The following is a 15,878-nucleotide window of genomic DNA, read 5'->3' as shown; positions in this document are numbered from 1 at the left end:
ATGCAAAATCTTTTAGATCTGGTTCATCTGAAATGATAAATCTTGGCACAATTAAGACCATGCCAATAATGATTAGCAAATGTGTTAGTGATAAATATATTGCGCGTCTATTCATTTTTACTCGTATTACCTACAACGGTCTTGCTAAGTTTTCGTGGGCGATTTACAACCGCCGCCTAATCAAAACCGCTTACGTTTATTGTTTTTGTTACATTATCAAGTTGAGCGTCATCGCTCTTTAATTTTAACTTTTGTTGTAAAGCGTTTTCTTTTTTTTCATTTAATTGTTGACTTTGCAAACTGCAAAAGTTTTTCTGTCCGACATAAGATAGAGATAATAAGTTTTGTCAAATTGGTTCTCAGTTATTAATGATTTGGTCATATTCAGAATGTCGAGGTCATTATTATAAATGTAGTCGTTCAGTTCAATATTTAAGTAAAAGCTTCCTTCTTTAAACTTATCACTTGTCAGAATAGAAGTTTCTAAGTTTTGAAAATCCAAGGAGTCGATTCTGAAAAGGCTATATTCCATCATAGGTTCAAGAAACCCGCTTTCGTTTCCTGATTGAATTAAAGTTGGCTTGTAAACTCTATCAAATACAGCCATTTCACTAACATCATCAAACAGTTTTGTGTCTGTTTGACAACTGACAAATAAAAACGTGATTACTATTAAGGGAAGTCGGTTCATTTTTAATTCTTTACAATAGTCTTGCTAAAATTTTGTGTGCGATTTACAATAGCCGCCTTATCAAAGCCGCTACCGTTTATTTTTTTTGTTATATTATCAAGTTGAGTGTCACCGCCCTTTAATTTTAACTTTTGTTGGCGGTATACCTTGATTATTAAATCACAATATATCCGATTATACCAAAAGATTTAGATGTTCATTATTCTTTGGATTAGTAAACAGGTTTAATAACTGTTTAAAACTCGAACAAACCCTTTCTGATTCTTCAAATTCAGGCTCTGTACCATAAACAATCATTCCGTAATTTTCTTCATTCAAGCATATAGCGAGATATTGATACTCACCTTTTACTGATAAAGCTATAATCAGATGTTTGTCCCAGAAATTTCTTATCCTTTTTTGCTCTTCTATATCACCTTCAAAAGCATCTAAACTCTGGATTTCAAAATCATTCCATTTAAATGCGATGTCAGATTCATAATTAAAGTCTCCGATGGAGTTAAACCAAAATGTTTCGTCCTTAATAGCTAAAAAGTCAAATTGATTCAGAAAATTTAGATAAGACTTTGGAATATTAATATACCGTTGAGTTATTTCATCAGATAGTTCCTTAACTATATTTCGTTGTTTGACAATAAAGCCTTGTTTTTTAAAAATTTCCATCTTATTCATTCCAATTATCTATATTTTCACTTCTCCTCACTTTATTCTGGTTACCGCTAACGGCAGTCTGTCTAATAACTATTTTAAAGTCCTTGAGAATCGATTATTTCATAATTTCAAAAACTATTGTTCAGATACCTTAAGCTATCATTCTACTTTTTAGACAGTCTGACAGTCTTGCTAAAATTTGAGGGCGATTTAAAACCGCCGCCTTATCAGAGCCGCTACCGTTCATTGTTTTTGTTACATTATCTAGTTGAGCGTCACCGCCCATTAATTTTAACTTTTGTTGTGTGGCGTTTTTCTCTTTATTTCAATTATAGTCAAGGCAATAATTATCAAAATCATAAACATTACAACTGCTTGAGCTTTTGATGCTCGAATTGCTCTTTTGCTTTTATTAAACTTATTATTGTCAATCCCTTCTATAATTTGAATTGCCTGTATTTTAACAGAGTCAATGTCATTAGATTCCTTAATTCCCTGAATTATTCTATTATAGTAATGTTGGTTCTTAGTTATGAATAAGTCTATTTGATATGAATTTTGAATCCAAGAATACATTACTAATCCAATCGAACACAAACAAAGAACTAATAAAATTTTTAATCGAAGGTTTTTCATTTTTATCTAATTAATTCCAATCTCTTCTAAAATGCCACACAACGTATATATAAAGCGCAATGCACTTTATCGTACTTATGGGATGTGTCTCTTAAGCTCTTCTTATCTAGTTTGTTATCCTTTTCAATTGAATGGATGGGTTCTTTTGTTTTTGCAAGGAAATTTTTACTCATCCACATCTAAATTTCAGATTCCTTACGCTTTATATCTATGCAAAGTTCAAATTTCCTGATGAAGATAATTAAATGAGGATAATTAAACAAAGCATTTAATAAGTAGAAATAGAACAGGATGCTTTATGTAATCAATATAAATAACATTCTTTCCGCATTAGTATCTGATAAGTCATTGCGAATTATTTTGTATTGTTAAAACTTAAAATGTAAGTTTACATGTATTTAAAGACTTTATAGCATATTTATTTGTAATGAATAATTAATATGAAATGATAGGTTTTAATAGATAACAATAAATGTATTTGTGTCTATTTGTTGAGAGAAGTAATTTAAACATAAACAGTAATACAATAATAGAGTAAATGAATTCTTAGTGAAACTCTACAATAAGATTTACCAGCTGTAGTAAAAAGAGGAATCCTTTTAGAGATGGTGGTAATACTTGTAGCACAGTAAGAATTGCCTGTAGCAGAAAAGGTAATGATCGTAGTAAAGCAGGGAATGCTTGCAGTAAGAGTGGTAAAGCGTGTAGTAAATATGGTAATACAAGTAGTAAAAGACCTAATGCTTGTGGCGGAGCCGATATTATCATTTTATAGACATTGACAGCTCAATTATACAAATCATTACATTTAATACTAGTAAGATGAAACAAAGGGAAGCCATTAAACTGCAATCTTATCAACGAACCATTCTTATTCTTCTAGAAAATGAGTCTTTGTTCGATTCGGATGAAGCAGGCAAATCGCAAATTAAATTGTTTATAGCCTACAACAACTCACTTCAGGAATTGGTAAATAAGCTCAACAAGTCTTGCAAGTGGCTCACAAAAGAGAAAAATGAGTTGGTCATTCAGCTAACACAAAGTTCTGATAAGTTAATGGTGGCTTGTATTCGGTTGGCAAATTATACTGGTAATTCTTTACTTTTAAATCAGATCGGGAACTTAAAACAAGAACTTCGCAAAAATTCTAATGTTTCACTTTTATCAGTATCCGAACAATTATACAATTTAGCGCTAAGCCATAAGGATGAGCTTGTTGCCTATTCTATATCACCAGACTTGATTAAGGAACACAGGCAGCTTCTTGATGGTATTCAGGATAAACTGGCAAAAAGAAGTCAAATTCTTGATCAAAACAAGCAGAACAAACTTGAGTTTGAAGAGGCATTAAGAAGTATCGACAAATTGTTGAAAGATCAATTAGACTGGACTCTTAAAGGCTATATAGAAAAGTATCCGGAACTCGTATCGGAATACTTTGCAACACGCAGATTAACTAAAATTATCAAGCAACACATCAATCTTCGTGGATTCATTTACGATAAGGAAACAGGAGAGAGGATATCCTACGGAACAGTAAGCATTCTTGAGACTGATATGAAAACAAAAATTACAGAGAAAGGTAATTTTGTCTTCAAAAATTTACCTCAGGGCGAATATACACTAAGAGTAGAGAATCTTAATTACGAAACGCTTTTGCTAACTGTACGTCGATACAGCAATGAAAATATCAAGCTTAGTATAGAAATGCAAAGCAAAGCTGTAATACACCCAGCAAAATGAACCAGTTAACTTATGGATGTTCTATTCTAATTTATTCTTTAAAAATAGATTGCTGTTCTGTTTCGCATTATAAATTATTATTCCGATAGGTGCAATCTAAGTTGAAACAATGTGTTCCTCTTCTATGTCCGAAATTATTCTGAATAGTAGAAAGGAAACAATAGAAATTGAATTACTCTAATTAAAATAGACGACAAATATGAAATGTTTTAAACTCTTAATTGGCTTGCTATTCCTTTTACAATTTGGAAGCAGTCATGCGCAAACTGAAAAAAAAATTCAATTGAATTATCAGATTTTAGATACTGTAAAAGTAGATGGTTCAAGAGATTGGTACAAGGTGGTTTGGCTAAAAGATACTTTCGAATTAGGTGTTCAGGCAAGAGAGGACAAATTGTTCGATAAGATGATTACCGATCCAAAAGAGGAATTGTCAGCCGAAAAAATTGCCAAAATAAGAAAACTGGAAAGCCAATTGAATTTTGCCCAAAACTGTTATTCTTATGCCATGGAATCCTATTTTAAACAGGATAAAAAATACGCTCAAAATACTTTCACTCAAAAATCCACCATTAATGGTCCTGGGATAGAGCTTTTATTAAACAATTCATTCGAAGAGATTAGAGAGTTTCCATGCAAGCCTCGAAGAAATTTAAAGCAAGAGCTTCAGGATCATATTTTGTTGGCTTTTATTGATAAATCGAACAATGTATCACATTTGGTTTATCACAACAAAGGGGTTTTCTATTCGAAAAATGGCGGATGGAAAGAGAGTCAGGAGTTTACATTGAAAGAATTGGTAGTTGATAATTATTGGGATACCCAAAAAATTCGTTTGTATCGTTTTAAAGAGTAGGCTTATTCTCAGTTCAATACTGATGATTTAATAACATTCAATTATGATACGTATCGATTAAGTGGTGTTAAATATGCTTGTGTCGTTTTTAGGAAACTATTTATACAATCTTATTCTGTTTCCTCTGATGGATAAAATCATCAACTGCATGATAAACGTCATCAGCATTTGCTGTGGTCATCAAATCATTTCTAAGTGTTGAAGCTTCGCGGAATCCATGGGTATAGATCTTGAAAAATCGACGTAATATGGCAAAGTTCTTAGAGCGTCCCCAGGTAGCCTCAAATAACCTGGTGTGTTCTTTTAGTAAATTCAGTTTATCATCTACAGAAACATCTTTCATTCCTGGATGGAAGAACCAGGGATTTTTGAAAATCCCGCGTCCTATCATTACACCATCAACTCCATATGTTTCGCATTTGTCCAATCCTTCCTGGTACGATTCAACATCTCCGTTCCCAATGATTTTGATCTGTGGTGCCAACTCATCTCTTAGTTTTACGGCTTTGGCTATTTCGTTCCAATCAGCAACTCCTTCCGACATTTGTTTCTGAATGCGTCCGTGAATGGTTAATGCATCAATAGGCAATTGTAACAAATGTGAGATCCACGATTCGGTAACGATTTGTTTGAATCCGATTCTTGTTTTTACACTTAGCGGTAGATTTGTAGCTTCTTTCGTTGCTAAAATGATCTCTTTTGCCAACTCAGGTTGTGTAATTAGGGCAGAACAACAACCATTTTTCACCACATTTTTAACCGGACAACCCATATTGATATCGATGCCATCAAAATCGGTTTCATTGGCAATAAACTGAGCAGCTTTGTAATATTTTTCCGGATCTTTACCCCAGATTTGCGCGATCAGTTTTACATTCTTCTCTTTCAAGAGTCCTTTTTCCGATTCGTTAATATGCAATCGGTGCTTTACTTTGTCGTGTCCTATCTCATGACACAACCCTTCAACTGATGTAAACTCGGAAAATAAAAGATGCAATTTGCCTGTCTCTGCAGTTTGCAGAATAACTTCACGAAAAGCCGTATCAGTAACGTCTTCCATGGGAGCAAGAGAGAAATTTGGTGTTTGTATGTGATGCCAGAAATTGGTCATTGTGTTCTAGTTTGTTTTATTTAAAGAGGCGCTCATAAAATAATACCTTATTGGTGGTCTTATTTTCTTTTGAGATTGAAAAGCCTGTTTTTTCCATAATTTTAATTGAGCCGATGTTATCGTGTTCCACTCCTCCTGAAAGAGAATGAATGTTACTTTTTTTGCACCATTCCACCAATCCATTGATTAATTCACTTCCAAGCCCTTTGCCCCAAAACGATTGTCCTATCAAGTATCCAAATCGAAGATCAGTAATGAGATCATCATTTTCGGATTCGTAAAGAAAAATGAAACCGATAAGTTCATTGTTCGAACGCATATTAACAGTTAAAAATATGCTTTCATTAACTCTATCAAATATCCATTTATTTGCCTGATCCAAAGTGTTAATGTGTTGCCATCCTTTTGGTAGCGATTTTGTTACTTCTGGAGTTAGTATTCTATTAATTTTCTTGGCAAATTTTAGCTTAGCCGCTACATCTTCATTTTGATGAAGCCAATCCTCTACAATAAGTCTTTCCGTTTTAAATTCGCAATCTTGCTTCATCTTTTTAGTTTAGTTATTATTTGGTATTTGAGGCTTCTTATGAACCTCTAGTTATGTCTTTTAATTTTGGTCTTATGCGTTGTCGGTATATCTGACTCTTGCTGTATTTATCATGAAATTTCGATCGTAACTGTACGCGTTCTTCCAATGGCAATGTAATTATTTCTGTACACTCTTCGGTACAACAGCCCTGATAATGATCGCTACATTCATCACATTGTATAAACAGCAGATGACAATCATCGTTGGCACAATTGGTATGCGTATCGCAGGCTTTACCACATTGGTGACATTTTGCAATTACTTCGTTGTTGATACTTTCTCCCAATCGTTCGTCGAAAACAAAGTTTTTACCACGAAATTTAGGTTCTATTCCTAATTGTTTAATTTCCTGTGCGTAGGCAATAATTCCACCATGCAACTGATTCACATCCTCAAATCCATGATGTTTTAAATAGGCACTGGCTTTCTCGCAACGAACACCACCTGTGCAATACAATAGGAATTTTTTATCCTTATCTTGATTGAAATCATTTACCACCATTTCTATTTCTTCACGAAAAGTATCAACATCAGGACATATAGCAGTTTCAAAATGCCCTACTTCGCTCTCGTAATGATTCCTCATATCGATCACAATGGTGTTTTCTTGTCCTATTTGATTGTGAAATTCAATCGGGCTTAAATGATTTCCAACATTGGTCACATCAAAAGTCTGATCATTTAATCCATCAGCAACAATCTTAGGGCGAACTTTTATTATCAACTTATAAAAGGATTTGCCATCATCCTCAACAGCCCATTTAATAGGCATATCAGCCAACTCTTTTGTATTATTTAAATACGTAAAAAAATCATCTAAATTGTGTTCTGGTATGCTCATTTGTGCATTAATTCCTTCTTTGGCAATATATATACGACCCTTGCAATCCAATGAGAACCACTTCTCGAACAGCTGATCTCTGTACTCTTGTGGATTTTGAATATTCACATATCTGTAAAAGGATATGGTTTTACGTCGAAAGTTCTCTTCTTCTAATTGTTTTTGAAGTTCTTCTTTGCTAAGTTTATTATAAAGTTGCATTTCTTTAATCTTATTTGGAATAAATAAACATTGCAAAAGTAATGCATTCCAATAAATCACAAAGCTTGTTGGAATAAAAAAGGATAAATTTGTCTTTAAATAGTACTTTTACCATACAATCACACACTAAGAACCGAATGGAACAACAATTTTTAATCGTAGGACAGGGGATAGCAGGTTCGCTACTTGCTTATAATATGCACAAAGCTGGAATGAATTTCAAAATCATTTCTAGTTTGGATTTGCGCAAGGCTTCCGATGTAGCAGCTGGTTTGTTTAATCCTTTGGTTTTTAAAAGACTGACTAAGAGTTGGATGGTGGACGAGTGTTTGCCTGTGATGTTTGATACATATCGAGAATTGGAACAGGTATTAGGACACTCTTTTCTCCATGATATGGATATTATTAAGCCATTGGCAGAAAATGAGATTGACATGTGGAAGGAGAGAAAGCAGCAGGAGGATTTTTCGAATTACATTTCAGATGTAGGAATCAATAACTATGGTAAAGGAATAAATGATTTTCACTCTTATGGTCGCGTTACCAATTCAGGATATCTTCATTTGTCTAAAATGTTGAAGAAAATGAGAAAATTCTTCAAGCAGGAGGGCGTGTTAATTGACTCCTATTTTGATTATAAAGATTTGGGTTTTATTGATAATCAGATTACCTGGCATGGAGTTCAAGCCAAAACCATTGTGTTTTGCGAAGGTTATCGAGCCACTGATAATCCATATTTTACTAAGGTGAAGTTTAGTCCTACAAAAGGAGAATTGATTGAAATTGAATGTGAGGGTTTGCAGGAAGAATTTATCCTGAATAAAAACCTGTTTGTAATGCCGGTTGGAAAGCAAAGATTTAAAGTTGGTGCTACGTACGATTGGAAAAATATTGATGAAGATACTACTGAAGAGGCGAAACAAGATCTTCTTTCTCGTTTGGATAAAATGATTAGCTTGCCATATAAAGTAATAAATCATTGGGCAGGCGTTCGTCCCACAGTTAGTGATCGTCGCCCAATATTAGGAGTTCATCCTTTGCACGAACACATTGCTATCTTTAATGGATTAGGAACAAAAGGTGTTATGTTGGCACCTTATTTTGCTCGTGAAATGGTGCGTTTTCTTTCCGTAAATGATTATCCCATAATGCCAGAGGTTGATATCAAAAGGTTTTTATAAATCTATAACAGAATTTATTCCAAATTTAAAAATATTTATAAATCAGCCATTTATAGTATTATTGACTATTTAATGACTACCTTTGCGCGCTATGGGATTAAAACCAAGCAAACTTCACAATAAACGAAATACCAGAATCTATAGCTTTCAGTTTCTTATTTTCAGAATACTGTCCGATAAATTTCTTCCACCATCCTATAATTAACTTACCTAATATAATCTGTTTTATTACGGATATCTAATTGCATGCAACCACTATTCTGCATGTTATATTCATTTAAATTACATTTATGTTTTATTTAAAAACGATGCTGGGAATTTGTTTCCTTGCGTCAACTTTTTGCGTACATGCACAGGAAAAGCCTGTTGTTGATTTTGGAGGTGCATTACGTTTCAATTACAATTATTCAAGCTGGAAAGACGCACAAAAAAAGCGTGGTGGCGATTTAGGTTTCGATGTATTTCGATTAAATGCCAAAGCAAAATACAAAGGCTTAAAGTTAAATGCTGAATATCGATTCTACTCTGATGATTTTGGTGGAGCGATGTTAAAACAAGGTTGGATTGCTTACGATTTTAACAAGAATGATGAATTACAATTTGGTCTAACTCAAGTTCCCTTTGGTATCACACAATACAACTCAAACTCGTGGTTTTTCAGTTTGAATTATTATGTTGGTCTTGAAGATGATCATGATATGGGACTTAAATTTACTCATATCGGTGAAAATTGGGATTACAACATTGCTTTCTTTAAGAATGCAGAAGAACTTCGTTTCGGCAGTAATTCGGATGTTTCCAATAGTCGTTATTCTTATGATGTTGGTTCGATTGATCTGAATGGAGATGGAAATCTGAATATCAGAAATAAAGAAGTTAATCAATTGAATGGGAACCTAACCTATAAGATCGATAATGAAAATACAAAGCATCGTATTGGTGTTTCTGCACAATATGGTGGTCTATTCAATTTAGATACCGAAGAAACAGGCAATCGATATGCTCTTGCAGCATATTATGAATTAAAAGCTGGTAAGTTCGGTGTAAAAGCACAGTTTTCCAATTACAAATACAATCCTGAAAATTTGGAAGGTGAGCGAGATGATGTGATAGCAATGACAGCCTATGGAGCTCCATATTTAGTTGCTTCCGAAGCTAGTATTTATACGCTTGGATTAAGCTATTCTATTCCTTTGAAATGGGGACCAGTATCGAGTGTAGTTATTTACAACGATTTTGGATATATGGATAAAGCAGAAAGCAATTTCGAAGATTCTATGATGAACGTTACCGGAGCTATGTTTACGGCAGGTAATATTTACACCTATTTCGATTTCGCAGCAGGTAAAAACCAATCATGGTTAGGACCTGAATGGACCAATGCTTTGGCAGAAGGTACTCCTGATGCGGATTGGGAAATGCGTTTCAATATTAATGTTGGTTACTACTTTTAAATCTAAAGAAATTAGTTAGTATGAGTGAAATAATAAGAAGTGACAAAAAAACATTTTTAGGAATAAAGGCTAACGGACCGGTTTTTATTACCTCCTTGTTGGTAATTGTAATTTTGGTAAGTACAACTTTAATAGTTGGAAAGCCTATGGAACAATGGTTTGCTGATACTCAGAATTTTGTAGCCAATAAAATTGGATGGTTCTTCATTCTTTTGGTAAATGGCTTACTAATTTTTGCACTATACCTTGGTTTTGGTAAATATGCTAAAATCAGAATAGGTGGTAAAGATACCAAACCAGAATTTTCCAGAACGGGTTGGTTTGCAATGCTATTTAGTGCTGGTATGGGGATTGGACTTTTGTTTTGGAGTGTAGCAGAGCCTATCTTTCATTTTAATAGTAATCCATTCTTAGGAGCTAGCGAAGATGGTGTATTGGCCGCCAAAACATCAATGGGTATTACCTTTTTACACTGGGGAGTTCATGCCTGGGCATTGTATGCTATTGTTGGTGCTGCTTTGGCTTTCTTTACTTTTAATAAGAAATTACCTTTAACCATACGTTCAATTTTTCATCCTTTATTAGGAGATAAAATATATGGTCCTATTGGTGATATAATTGATATCATTTCGGTTATAGCAACTATATTTGGTTTGGCTACCTCTTTAGGTTTGGGTGCTCAACAAATAAATGCTGGTTTGGATTATCTTTTTCATGTAGATAATAGTAATTCAGTACAGATTATAATAATTGTGGTTATTACAGTTTTAGCAACCTTATCGTTACTATTAGGATTGGACAAAGGAATACGAAAATTAAGTGAATGGAACATGAGATTGGCGATTTCCTTATTGATTTTTGTTCTTGTTGTTGGTCCAACCTTGTTTATATTTAAATCATTTATTCAAAACATAGGTTATTATATAGGTAATTTCTTTGAGTTGAGTTATTGGACAAATTCTTATAATGGAGTAGGAGAAGCTAAAAACTGGCAAAGCTCATGGACAGTATTTTACTGGGCATGGTGGATTTCATGGTCTCCATTTGTTGGTATTTTTATTGCCCGAATTTCTAAGGGAAGAACGATAAGAGAATTTATTTTTGGTGTTCTTTTGGTTCCAACTTTGCTAACTATGCTTTGGATGAGTGTATTTGGGGGGTCGGCAATCTATCAGGAGTTGATTGGAAATAATGCGATTACTGAGGCTGTTAATGGTAATGTAGCAACTGCTATCTACCATCTTTTAGAACAGTATCCACTTACCACATTTTCGTCTATTTTAACCGTGATATTGGTAGCTAGCTTTTTTGTTACCTCTTCCGATTCAGGATCTTTTGTTGTCGATACATTGACTTCAGGTGGAAGACACGATGCACCAAAAGGTCAGAAGATTTTCTGGGCTTCAATGGAAGGATTACTTGCTGCAGTATTGTTAGTTGGTGGTGGATTAACCGCCTTGCAAACGGCATCAATATTAACCGCAATTCCTTTTGCGATTATTTTGATTATCATGTGTTATAGTTTTTATAAATCTCTATCAGAATATAGAGAGGATTAAAAACTCATCATTATAGTATGATCTGGAACGAGACGTTGTTGTGTGCAGCGTCTCGTTTTGCATTATTATAGTTTCAAATTATTTTTCATATCAAATTTGAAATGAATTCAATGTATTCATAAGATTTATATTAAAACAAGTAACATCTTTTACCATACAGCGTAAATATTTACTATTCTGCTAGAATCAATTGCAGTAATAGTAATTCAATCACGTTTTATGGAAAACCATTTTCTAATTATTGGTCAAGGTTTAGCCGGTTCTCTACTAGCTTATGATATGTATAAGGCTGGACTTCAATTTACTATTGTTTCGGATACGGAAAATAGGAAAGAATCTGATATTATTACCAGAATGTACAATACGGAAGTGTTTGAACGACTAGCGAAAACCTGGCTGGTTGATGAGGTATTGCAAGTAATGACCAATTTGTATAAAAATATTGAGAAGGATTTAGGGCAACAATTTCTTTATCCAATGGATATTGTGAATGTACAGAATGAAAATGAAATCAATGTTTGGGATGAGCGTATTTTCGATGGAGATTTCTCCAATTTTATTGATACTACAAATAAAAATTGGGTGAAACGGGGAATCGATAATCTGAGTTTGTTCGATCGAACGGAAAAATCTGGTTACGTGAATTTATCCAAGCTTTTAAAAGGCTTAAAGAATTTTTTTAAAGCAAATGGCAATTTGGTTGAAGCTAACTTTAACTATAAGGATATTGGATTTATAAATGGGGACATTACATGGAGAGGTATAAGATCGAAAACAATAATTTTTTGCGAAGGACATTATGCTACCAGAAATCCATATTTTAAAAATGTTCCTTTTACTCCTACCAAAGGTGAGCTGATAGAGATTGAATGTAAAGAGCTTTCAGAGGATTACATTATTGATAAGGATATATTTGTGATGCCGATTGAAAAACATCGGTTTAAAGTTGGAACCACTCAACGTTTTACCCAACCAGGAGAAGAATATGCAAAAGACAATTTAGATCAAATTCTTTCCCGATTAGATGAGTTGATTTCATTGCCATATACGGTACTTAACCATTGGTCAGGTATTCGTTCAGCCATTAGCGATGATCGACCAGTACTTGGCGTACATCCACACAATCAGAATATTGCCATTTTTAACGGCTTAGGCTCAAAAGGGGTGATGCTGGCTCCTTACTTTGCTCGCGAAATGGTTTATTCTCTGGTAAATAAGAATTACATATTATCAAAAGATGTTGATATTAGGAGATTTTTAGATTGAAAAAGGTGCAAATATTTGCACCTTGTAGTTAATTTTCCAATTCTTCTTGAGTCATTTTTTTTGCTTTACTAATTTTTTCTTCCAAGGTTTTTAAGCTTTTTTCCGCCTTTTCAATTTTAGCTTTCTTTTCTTTATATTCATCTTCAGAAATATCGCCCTTCTCTTTTGATATTTTTAGCTTCTTTTTTGATTTCTTAATTTTTTCTTTTGCCTCTTTTATTTTCTCATCTTTCGTTTTAATTGTTGCTTTAAGCTCATTGGCTCTTTCTTCTCGAAGTAATTTTGCCTGTTTTGCTCTATCCTGTCCAAATTTTTTACCTTTTAATTCACCCTTCTCTTTGCCATAGGCATGACCCTTTTTCTCCATTTCTTTATTTAAAGAGTCTTTTTTCTTTAATGTATTCTTTTTGTGAATGTTATGTTTTTCTTTGGCATCTTTAACTAAGCTGTCTCTTTTGGTTTTATGAACTTTTTCTACTTTATTTTTTCCTTTTTTTTTGTTTTTTTCTTTTTGAGCCATAAGCTCATTGTTTGCAGTAAGTATAAAACAGAAGGAAAGTAGAATTACAATGTATTTTTTCATGGTAGTTTTATTTTTAAATTTCTTCTAATAATTTGTCAACTTCTTTTGATGCCTTTTCAATATCTTCTTTTGTGTTTTCAAGTTGAATGGCAACAGAATCGACTACTTCCATTTTTTCTTGCTTAGGAGGAGGTGGTGGTGTTTGTTTTTCTTTTGGTTTTGAATCGCCACATGATTGTAGAATGAAAAATGCGAAACCTAGTAGCAGAATGATTTTCTTCATAATTGTTCTGTTTTGAATTAGTATTAAGATTCTTTAAAATAAGAATTATTTATGAATAATGCACTGATAAAGAGGTTTTAAAAAAGAGGTGCGATTTGCACCTCTTAATAATTATCGGTTTTTATAACCCGATTTTTTCATGTTCTTAATGATTTTGGAAAGATCTTTCCCTTTTTGTTTTCGATCTTTCGTACTACTTTCATAATGTTCCATTTCCCTGTTTAGTTTCATGAAATTCTCATACTCTTCTTCAGATAGCTTGCCTTTTTTTACTGCTTTCAAAACCTGGCATCCTTTTTCGTTAGTATGAGTACAATTGTGGAATTTACATTCTTTAGCGTAATCATCAATACCATGAAAACCAGATGAGGTATCATCAGAAATTCCCTTGGTTAAGCCAAATTCTCGAGTTCCTGGGGTATCAATCATTATTCCTCCACTATCAAGAAAATACAAGTCGCGGGTAGTAGTAGTATGTGATCCTTTTTTTACAGATTCACTAATTGCCTCTGTTTTAAGTTCTTCGTTACCATTTAAAGCATTAATAATTGATGATTTTCCAACACCTGACGCCCCAATAAAGACGTAAGATCTCCCAGTTTTGATTTTCTTCTGCAATAGATTGATGTTTTTTCCATCCTTTGCACTTATAGTGATTGCGTCATAAGTTTTAATCATAAAATCAAAAACTTCCTGTTGTGTTTCATCAATACTCAAATCTGTTTTATTGATGATTACAATGGGTGTAATACCACAATTGTGCAGTTGTACAATGGTTCGTTCCAACCTTCTTAAATTCAAGCCAATTTCCAGGCATTGAACAACTATTGCAGAATCAACATTACTTACGATGATCTGTTCTGCGATTTCCTTACCTGCCTTTTTTCTTGACAGATAGTTTTTACGTGCGAGTACTCTTGAAATAATACCTTGATCGCCATAGTCTATAAACAGAACCCAATCGCCTGTTTTAGGTCGCTCGTTTTCTTCCAACCCATAGATTAAATTCCCCGCCAATTCGCAGGTTTTCACACCATTTTCATGGATTACAATGAAGTTGGATTTGTTTACAGTAGAAACACGACCAATAATCATGTTCTCTTTTTCATTCTCAGTAAGTGATGAGTCAAAAAAATCTGACCATCCTAATTTATTTAAAATATTCATCTTATTCGGTTTATCTTCCAATTAAGCAATCAAAATTGCAAACAGGTTGAAATTATTCTTCTAAAATTTACGGTATAAAAGATTAGGCATCAAGAAAAACTGATGCTAAAAGTGAAGTGTCGGCAAGTTGAATTATAGCAAATAAGATAACTTGCCTATAGTGCGGACTCCGAATAATATGTAGAAATAAATGTTTTACTCATGAATTGCAATGATAAGAAAAAATCCTGATTTGAATAGAATCAGGATTAAATAAATTAGGGTAAATATTCTATAATTTTATTGAACTGTGTAGCTCATTTCATCATACTGCGTCAACCTAAAGTATCCATAAGGATATTTGTCGGAATTAGTCGTGTTGATACAATTTCCTTTTAAAGCCACTGGTGTAGTGCTAAACGGATCACCCGATTGGGTTTGCTCAACCAAAATGCGAATGTAATTGTAAAATGCCTCTGATATTCCGTATAGTTGAATGTCAACTACGTCTCCCGATTCAAATTCTTCCTGATTGGTATCATCGTCATCTAGTTTTTCCCAAAACAACTTTATTTCATTTCCATCTATAAACTCATCTTTTAAATCAAATATTTCAGGTAGTAAATCTCCACGCTCGTAGGTTTTAATCATATAAAAGTTAATCTCATCAGCTGGATCTTGAATGTACAGATTCAATTCAATGGCTTCATCATCGAATCCTCCTTCAACCGATTGATCGATCTTAGAAATTCCACTTACTGATTTAAAAGTTTCCTCGGCTGTGTAATTTTCTCCTTCGGAACTGATGTTTAAAGTATATTTTCGTTCAATTACAGGTATAAAATTTTCGCAGAGGTAATCACCGTTATTTTGATCTGTAAAAGTAAAAATCTGATTAGTAGTATTATCGGTAATGCTAACAGTGGCACCTGTAACTTCAATATTCTGGTTATCTGAAAAATAAGGCGTTGACTTGCTAAGTTTAATCGTTTGTGTTTCACCTGTAGTTCCTTTTTTCCAATTAATAGATGCTTCAATAACTAATCTTGGTTCAGCTTCAGGAACATCAACATCAATTACTTTTGTACATGAAGTTGATAGTAGCAGTCCGAAAGATAAAATGTAGAATATATATTTAAACATGATC

General features: G+C 33.4%; 16 protein-coding genes. 6 read left to right on the top strand and 10 right to left on the bottom strand.

Features of this window, described 5'->3' with window-relative positions:
- Positions 1 to 280: 280 nt before the first annotated feature.
- The 3 genes from GCQ56_RS19775 to GCQ56_RS19765 all read right to left on the bottom strand — a co-directional run bounded on the left by GCQ56_RS19775 (position 281) and on the right by GCQ56_RS19765 (position 1,978).
- A complete protein-coding gene (locus GCQ56_RS19775) occupies positions 281 to 691 on the bottom strand; it encodes a hypothetical protein (RefSeq protein WP_152736272.1) in 411 nt (136 codons plus the stop codon).
- Between the two features lie 174 nt (positions 692 to 865).
- Positions 866 to 1,363 (bottom strand): SMI1/KNR4 family protein, encoded by a 498-nt coding sequence (locus GCQ56_RS19770; RefSeq protein ID WP_152736271.1) that lies wholly within the window; start codon positions 1,361 to 1,363, stop codon positions 866 to 868.
- 270 nt (positions 1,364 to 1,633) lie between these two features.
- The gene (locus GCQ56_RS19765) at positions 1,634 to 1,978 is read right to left on the bottom strand and encodes a hypothetical protein (protein WP_152736270.1); all 345 of its coding nucleotides are present in this window, start codon (positions 1,976 to 1,978) and stop codon (positions 1,634 to 1,636) included.
- Between the two features lie 822 nt (positions 1,979 to 2,800).
- On the opposite strand from GCQ56_RS19765, the gene GCQ56_RS19760 reads away from it, so the two are divergent.
- A complete protein-coding gene (locus tag GCQ56_RS19760; RefSeq protein WP_152736269.1) occupies positions 2,801 to 3,721 on the top strand; it encodes a beta-sandwich domain-containing protein in 921 nt (306 codons plus the stop codon).
- Positions 3,722 to 3,920: 199 nt separating this feature from the next.
- The gene (locus GCQ56_RS19755) at positions 3,921 to 4,577 is read left to right on the top strand and encodes a hypothetical protein (protein WP_152736268.1); all 657 of its coding nucleotides are present in this window, start codon (positions 3,921 to 3,923) and stop codon (positions 4,575 to 4,577) included.
- A 100-nt stretch (positions 4,578 to 4,677) separates the two neighbouring features.
- On the opposite strand, the gene GCQ56_RS19750 is transcribed toward GCQ56_RS19755, so the two are convergent.
- The 3 genes from GCQ56_RS19750 to GCQ56_RS19740 are packed head-to-tail and all read right to left on the bottom strand — an operon-like array spanning position 4,678 to position 7,319.
- On the bottom strand, positions 4,678 to 5,688 hold the full coding sequence (locus GCQ56_RS19750) for a tRNA-dihydrouridine synthase (RefSeq protein ID WP_152736267.1): 1,011 nt from the start codon (positions 5,686 to 5,688) through the stop codon (positions 4,678 to 4,680).
- Positions 5,689 to 5,704: 16 nt separating this feature from the next.
- Positions 5,705 to 6,235, bottom strand: coding sequence for a GNAT family N-acetyltransferase (locus tag GCQ56_RS19745; RefSeq protein WP_152736266.1), 531 nt, complete (start codon positions 6,233 to 6,235; stop codon positions 5,705 to 5,707).
- Positions 6,236 to 6,272: 37 nt separating this feature from the next.
- Positions 6,273 to 7,319, bottom strand: a complete 1,047-nt coding sequence (locus GCQ56_RS19740; RefSeq protein WP_152736265.1) for a rhodanese-related sulfurtransferase — start codon at positions 7,317 to 7,319, stop codon at positions 6,273 to 6,275.
- Between the two features lie 137 nt (positions 7,320 to 7,456).
- On the opposite strand from GCQ56_RS19740, the gene GCQ56_RS19735 reads away from it, so the two are divergent.
- From GCQ56_RS19735 to GCQ56_RS19720, 4 genes are all read left to right on the top strand, one after another.
- Entirely contained in the window at positions 7,457 to 8,500 is a 1,044-nt protein-coding gene (locus GCQ56_RS19735; protein ID WP_152736264.1) for an FAD-binding oxidoreductase, read from the top strand.
- Between the two features lie 290 nt (positions 8,501 to 8,790).
- Complete coding sequence (locus GCQ56_RS19730) at positions 8,791 to 9,954, top strand: hypothetical protein (protein ID WP_227006126.1); 1,164 nt, start codon at positions 8,791 to 8,793, stop codon at positions 9,952 to 9,954.
- A gap of 20 nt (positions 9,955 to 9,974) precedes the next feature.
- On the top strand, positions 9,975 to 11,513 hold the full coding sequence (locus GCQ56_RS19725; RefSeq protein WP_152736263.1) for a BCCT family transporter: 1,539 nt from the start codon (positions 9,975 to 9,977) through the stop codon (positions 11,511 to 11,513).
- Positions 11,514 to 11,732: 219 nt separating this feature from the next.
- Positions 11,733 to 12,779: an FAD-binding oxidoreductase gene (locus GCQ56_RS19720; protein WP_152736262.1), complete on the top strand. Its 1,047-nt coding sequence runs from the start codon at positions 11,733 to 11,735 to the stop codon at positions 12,777 to 12,779.
- A 28-nt stretch (positions 12,780 to 12,807) separates the two neighbouring features.
- Here GCQ56_RS19720 and GCQ56_RS19715 read toward each other — a convergent pair whose 3' ends face one another.
- The 4 genes from GCQ56_RS19715 to GCQ56_RS19700 form a co-directional block, all read right to left on the bottom strand.
- A complete protein-coding gene (locus tag GCQ56_RS19715) occupies positions 12,808 to 13,299 on the bottom strand; it encodes a hypothetical protein (RefSeq protein WP_152736261.1) in 492 nt (163 codons plus the stop codon).
- Between the two features lie 76 nt (positions 13,300 to 13,375).
- Complete coding sequence (locus tag GCQ56_RS19710; RefSeq protein ID WP_152736260.1) at positions 13,376 to 13,585, bottom strand: hypothetical protein; 210 nt, start codon at positions 13,583 to 13,585, stop codon at positions 13,376 to 13,378.
- A gap of 111 nt (positions 13,586 to 13,696) precedes the next feature.
- Complete coding sequence (gene rsgA, locus GCQ56_RS19705) at positions 13,697 to 14,752, bottom strand: ribosome small subunit-dependent GTPase A (protein WP_152736259.1); 1,056 nt, start codon at positions 14,750 to 14,752, stop codon at positions 13,697 to 13,699.
- A gap of 279 nt (positions 14,753 to 15,031) precedes the next feature.
- Positions 15,032 to 15,874, bottom strand: a complete 843-nt coding sequence (locus GCQ56_RS19700) for a DUF4249 domain-containing protein (protein WP_152736258.1) — start codon at positions 15,872 to 15,874, stop codon at positions 15,032 to 15,034.
- Between the last annotated feature and the right edge of the window lie 4 nt (positions 15,875 to 15,878).

It is taken from the genome of Marinifilum sp. N1E240 (assembly GCF_009295825.1).
In the GTDB taxonomy this organism is placed as follows: Bacteria; Bacteroidota; Bacteroidia; order Bacteroidales; family Marinifilaceae; genus Marinifilum_A; species Marinifilum_A sediminis.
This window is presented reverse-complemented; position numbering and strand designations above follow the sequence as displayed.

What these genes read in the sequence shown, in the direction of transcription:
- GCQ56_RS19775 (WP_152736272.1), bottom strand. Translation starts at nt 691, where the DNA reads ATGAACCGACTTCCCTTAATAGTAATCACGTTTTTATTTGTCAGTTGT.
- GCQ56_RS19770 (WP_152736271.1), bottom strand. Translation starts at nt 1,363, where the DNA reads ATGAATAAGATGGAAATTTTTAAAAAACAAGGCTTTATTGTCAAACAA.
- GCQ56_RS19765 (WP_152736270.1), bottom strand. Translation starts at nt 1,978, where the DNA reads ATGAAAAACCTTCGATTAAAAATTTTATTAGTTCTTTGTTTGTGTTCG.
- GCQ56_RS19760 (WP_152736269.1), top strand. Translation starts at nt 2,801, where the DNA reads ATGAAACAAAGGGAAGCCATTAAACTGCAATCTTATCAACGAACCATT.
- GCQ56_RS19755 (WP_152736268.1), top strand. Translation starts at nt 3,921, where the DNA reads ATGAAATGTTTTAAACTCTTAATTGGCTTGCTATTCCTTTTACAATTT.
- GCQ56_RS19750 (WP_152736267.1), bottom strand. Translation starts at nt 5,688, where the DNA reads ATGACCAATTTCTGGCATCACATACAAACACCAAATTTCTCTCTTGCT.
- GCQ56_RS19745 (WP_152736266.1), bottom strand. Translation starts at nt 6,235, where the DNA reads ATGAAGCAAGATTGCGAATTTAAAACGGAAAGACTTATTGTAGAGGAT.
- GCQ56_RS19740 (WP_152736265.1), bottom strand. Translation starts at nt 7,319, where the DNA reads ATGCAACTTTATAATAAACTTAGCAAAGAAGAACTTCAAAAACAATTA.
- GCQ56_RS19735 (WP_152736264.1), top strand. Translation starts at nt 7,457, where the DNA reads ATGGAACAACAATTTTTAATCGTAGGACAGGGGATAGCAGGTTCGCTA.
- GCQ56_RS19730 (WP_227006126.1), top strand. Translation starts at nt 8,791, where the DNA reads ATGTTTTATTTAAAAACGATGCTGGGAATTTGTTTCCTTGCGTCAACT.
- GCQ56_RS19725 (WP_152736263.1), top strand. Translation starts at nt 9,975, where the DNA reads ATGAGTGAAATAATAAGAAGTGACAAAAAAACATTTTTAGGAATAAAG.
- GCQ56_RS19720 (WP_152736262.1), top strand. Translation starts at nt 11,733, where the DNA reads ATGGAAAACCATTTTCTAATTATTGGTCAAGGTTTAGCCGGTTCTCTA.
- GCQ56_RS19715 (WP_152736261.1), bottom strand. Translation starts at nt 13,299, where the DNA reads ATGGCTCAAAAAGAAAAAAACAAAAAAAAAGGAAAAAATAAAGTAGAA.
- GCQ56_RS19710 (WP_152736260.1), bottom strand. Translation starts at nt 13,585, where the DNA reads ATGAAGAAAATCATTCTGCTACTAGGTTTCGCATTTTTCATTCTACAA.
- rsgA (WP_152736259.1), bottom strand. Translation starts at nt 14,752, where the DNA reads ATGAATATTTTAAATAAATTAGGATGGTCAGATTTTTTTGACTCATCA.
- GCQ56_RS19700 (WP_152736258.1), bottom strand. Translation starts at nt 15,874, where the DNA reads ATGTTTAAATATATATTCTACATTTTATCTTTCGGACTGCTACTATCA.